The sequence below is a fragment of the Streptomyces phytophilus genome, from assembly GCF_013870535.1.
Classification (GTDB): Bacteria; Actinomycetota; Actinomycetes; order Streptomycetales; family Streptomycetaceae; genus Streptomyces; species Streptomyces phytophilus.
In genome coordinates this window covers 1-3,633 of sequence record NZ_JACBXC010000602.1, presented here as the reverse complement: position 1 = coordinate 3,633, position 3,633 = coordinate 1, and the positions used below count along the sequence as shown (strand labels likewise).

At 73.6% G+C, this 3,633-nt stretch carries 3 protein-coding genes; all 3 read right to left on the bottom strand.

Annotation, left to right across the window (positions count from 1 at the left end):
* On the bottom strand, window positions 1–438 hold a 438-nt coding region (locus H5J30_RS22050; protein ID WP_181789122.1), incomplete at its 3' end, for an NADH-quinone oxidoreductase subunit NuoE family protein.
* Window positions 429–2,390, bottom strand: a complete 1,962-nt coding sequence (locus H5J30_RS22045) for a molybdopterin oxidoreductase family protein (RefSeq protein ID WP_181789121.1) — start codon at window positions 2,388–2,390, stop codon at window positions 429–431. The genes H5J30_RS22050 and H5J30_RS22045, both read right to left, overlap by 10 nt.
* A complete protein-coding gene (locus H5J30_RS22040; RefSeq protein ID WP_181789120.1) occupies window positions 2,387–3,487 on the bottom strand; it encodes a 2-dehydropantoate 2-reductase in 1,101 nt (366 codons plus the stop codon). Before H5J30_RS22040 ends, H5J30_RS22045 begins: the two co-directional genes overlap by 4 nt.
* Window positions 3,488–3,633: the final 146 nt, after the last annotated feature.

The window sequence follows — 3,633 nt, the reverse complement described above, 5'->3', positions numbered from 1 at the left end:
CTCCTGCCATACCGCGCCGTCCGCAGCGCCGCCCGCGGGGCCCAGGCGGGACGTCAGGGCGTCCGTCAGGCCCTTCGACCCCCGCGCCGCGCACGCGATGTCCGTGCAGACGTGCAGCACCGTCGCCGGGCGGGGCCGCAGCGAGAACATCGCGTAGAACGTCGCCACCCCGTACGCCTCCGCGGGAGGGACCGTGAGGCGGCGGCAGATGTAGTCCAGCGCGCCCTCGCTGAGCCAGCCCACCCGGTCGTTGACCGCGTGCAGGGCCGGCAGCAGCAGGTCCCTGCGATCGCGCGCCTCGTGGCCGCCCCTGGCCCAGCGCAGGTCCGCCGCGTCGCGCTCGCCGCCCTCCCAGCCGGAGGGGGCCGGGCCCAGCAGTCCGTCCACGGCGGCGCGTTCGGCGTCGGTGGGCTTGGCGTCGGTGTACTTCAGGTCCACGACGGCACCGCCTGCCGGTCGGCGGCCGCCGTCAGCCTGTCGATCCGTACCGCCGCCGCCTTGTACTCCGCCGTGCCCGCGATCGGGCAGGTCGCCTCGATCGTCAGCTGGTTGGTGTCGACCTCGTCCGGGAAGTGCAGCGTCATGAACGCCAGCCCCGGCCGCAGCCCCGCGTCGATCCACACCGGGGCGACGACCGAGCCGCGGCGCGAGCTGACGCGGACCTCCTCGCCGTGGGCGACGCCGTAGGCCGCCGCGTCCTCCGGGGACAGCTCGATGTTCTCGCCGCGCCGCAGCGGCGAGGCGAAGCCGCTGGACTGCACGCCCGTGTTGTACGAGTCGAGCCGCCGGCCGGTGGTGAGCCGCAGCGGGTACTCGTCGTCCAGCAGGTCCACCGGCGGGGAGTGCAGGACCGGGCCGAAGGCCGCGCGCACGCCGCGGCGCTGCGGGTCGGCCTCCCAGAGCCGGCCGTGCAGGTACGTCGGCTCCAGCCGGTCCTCGCTGGGGCAGGGCCACTGGATGCCCTGGTGCTCCTCCAGGCGCGCGTACGTCATGCCCGCGTGGTCCGGCGAGACCGCGCGCAGCTCGTCCCAGACCTCCTGTGCCTCGCCGTACTTCCAGTCGTGGCCCAGGCGGCGCGCCAGGTCGCAGAGGATGTCGATGTCGTCGCGCGCCTCGCCGGGCGGGCGGACGGCCTTGCGGACGCGCTGGACGCGCCGCTCGCTGTTGGTCGTGGTGCCCTCGGTCTCGCACCAGGCGGCGGAGGCGGGCAGCACGACGTCGGCGAGCAGGGCGGTCTTCGTCAGGAAGATGTCCTGGACGACGAGGTGGTCGAGGGCGCGCAGGCGCTGCACGGTGTGCTCGTTGTCGGCCTCGGACTGCGCGGGGTTCTCGCCGATGCAGTAGACCGCCTTGAGCGTGCCGCGCTCGATGCCGTCGAGCATCTCGGTGAGGTTCAGGCCGTAGCGGGGCTGGATGACGGCGTCCCAGGCGGTCTCGAAGCGCTCCCGCACGGCCGGCTGGAGGATGTCCTGGAAGCCGGGCAGCCGGTTGGGGATGGCGCCCATGTCGCCGCCGCCCTGGACGTTGTTCTGCCCGCGCAGCGGCTGCAGTCCGCTGCCGTGCCGGCCGACGTGGCCGGTGAGGAGGGCGAGGTTGATCAGGGCGCGGACGTTGTCGGTGGCGTTGTGGTGCTCGGTGATGCCGAGGGTCCAGCACAGCTGGGCGCGTTCCGCCGTGGCGTACGCGTGCGCCAGTTCGCGGATCGCCTCGGCGGGGACGCCGGTGACCTGCTCGGCGGCGGCGAGGGTCCAGGGCTCGACGGCGGCGGCGTACTCCTCGTAGCCGCTGGTGGCCCGTTCGACGAACGCGGCGTTGGCGAGGCCGGCGTGGATGATCTCGCGGCCGACGGCGTGGGCGAGGGGGATGTCGGTGCCGACGTCGAGGCCGAGCCAGCGGTCGGCCCACTCGGCGGTGCCGGTGCGGCGCGGGTCGACGGCGTACATCCGGGCGCCGTTGCGGATGCCCTTCAGCACGTGCTGGAAGAAGATCGGGTGCGCGAAGCGGGCGTTGGAGCCCCACATCACGATCAGGTCGGTCTCCTCGACCTCCGCGTACGAGGACGTGCCGCCGCCGGAGCCGAAGACGGCGGACAGGCCCGCGACGCTGGGGGCGTGGCAGGTGCGGTTGCAGGAGTCGACGTTGTTGGTGCCGATGACGACGCGGGTGAACTTCTGCGCGACGTAGTTCATCTCGTTCGTGGAGCGGGCGCAGGAGAACATGCCGAAGGCGTCGGGGCCGTGCGTGTCCGTGGTCGCGGCGAAGCCGCGCGCGGCGGCGTCGAGCGCCTCCTCCCAGGTCGCCCGGTGCAGTTCGCCGTCCGCGCCGCGGACGAGGGGGTGGGTGAGCCGGGGGTACTGCTTCGGGGTCCGGTTGCGGTTGCGGTCCTTCATGGGGCGCTCCTGGCGGTGTCCTGGCTGCTGGGGTCCCTCGGGCTGCTCTGCCGAGTGCTGTCGCTGCTGCTGCTCCGGCCGTCCCGGTCGTCCCGGCCGTCACGGTCGCCCGGGTCCGCTGCCGGGGTGCGTGCCGTCGTCTCGGCCAGCAGGCCCGCCACCGCCGCGATCGCGCGCACGGTCGGCACGGGGACGCCGGTCAGGCCGGCCAGTTCGACCACGGCGGCGAGCAGCACGTCGAGTTCGAGCGGCTTGCCGCGCTCCAGGTCCTGGAGCGTGGAGGTCTTGTGGTCGCCGACGCGCGCGGCGCCGTCGAGCCGGCGCTCGATGGAGATCCCGGGCCGGCTGCCGAGCCGGGCGGCGACCTCCAGGGTCTCCCGCATCATGGCCGTGACCAGCTCGCGGGTGCCGGTGTGCCCGGCGATCTCGCCCATGGTGGCGCGGGTGAGCGCGCTGATCGGGTTGAACGAGATGTTGCCGAGCAGCTTGATCCAGATGTCGTTGCGCAGGTCGGCCTCGACGGGGCACTTGAGCCCGCCGGCCACCATGGCGTCGCTGAAGTCGAGGCAGCGCGCGCTGACGGTGCCGCCGGGTTCGCCGATGGAGAAGCGGGTGCCCTCCAGGTGGCGTACGACGCCGGGGGCGGCCAGTTCGGTGGCGGCGTAGACGACGCAGCCGATGGCGCGCTCGGGCGGCAGCGTGCGGGTGACGGCGCCGCCGGGGTCGACGCTCTCGATGCGCTGTCCCGCGTACGGGCCGGGCAGGCCGTGGAAGTACCACCAGGGGATGCCGTTCTGGGCGGCGACGACCGCCGTCCCGTCGTGCAGCAGCGGGTGGACGAGCGGGCCGCTGGTGGCGTACGAGTTCGCCTTCAGCCCGAGGAAGACGTAGTCGACGGGGCCCACGGCCGCCGGGTCGTCCGTCGCCTTCGGGCGGGCGGTGAAGTCGCCGCGCGGGCTGAGCACGCTGACGCCTGCGCGGCGCATGGCGGCGAGATGGGGTCCGCGGGCGATGAGATGGACGTCGGCGCCGGCGCGGTGGAGCGCGGCTCCGACGTAGGCGCCGATCGCTCCGGCGCCGACAACTGCGACTTTCACTGGCGGGCTCCCTTGCGTGCGATGCGATCGCGGGGGCTCTTTCCTAGTCGACAGAATATTGTCTACAGTATGCTTTTCACGGGGGTCAAGGGTCGTGCACCCCTTCTACGGCGGCCCGTTGGCCCGCACCGCAACCGCGGGAGGCC

Coding starts and splice junctions, on each gene's coding strand:
- H5J30_RS22045 (WP_181789121.1), bottom strand. CDS start 2,390: ATGAAGGACCGCAACCGCAACCGGACCCCGAAGCAGTACCCCCGGCTC.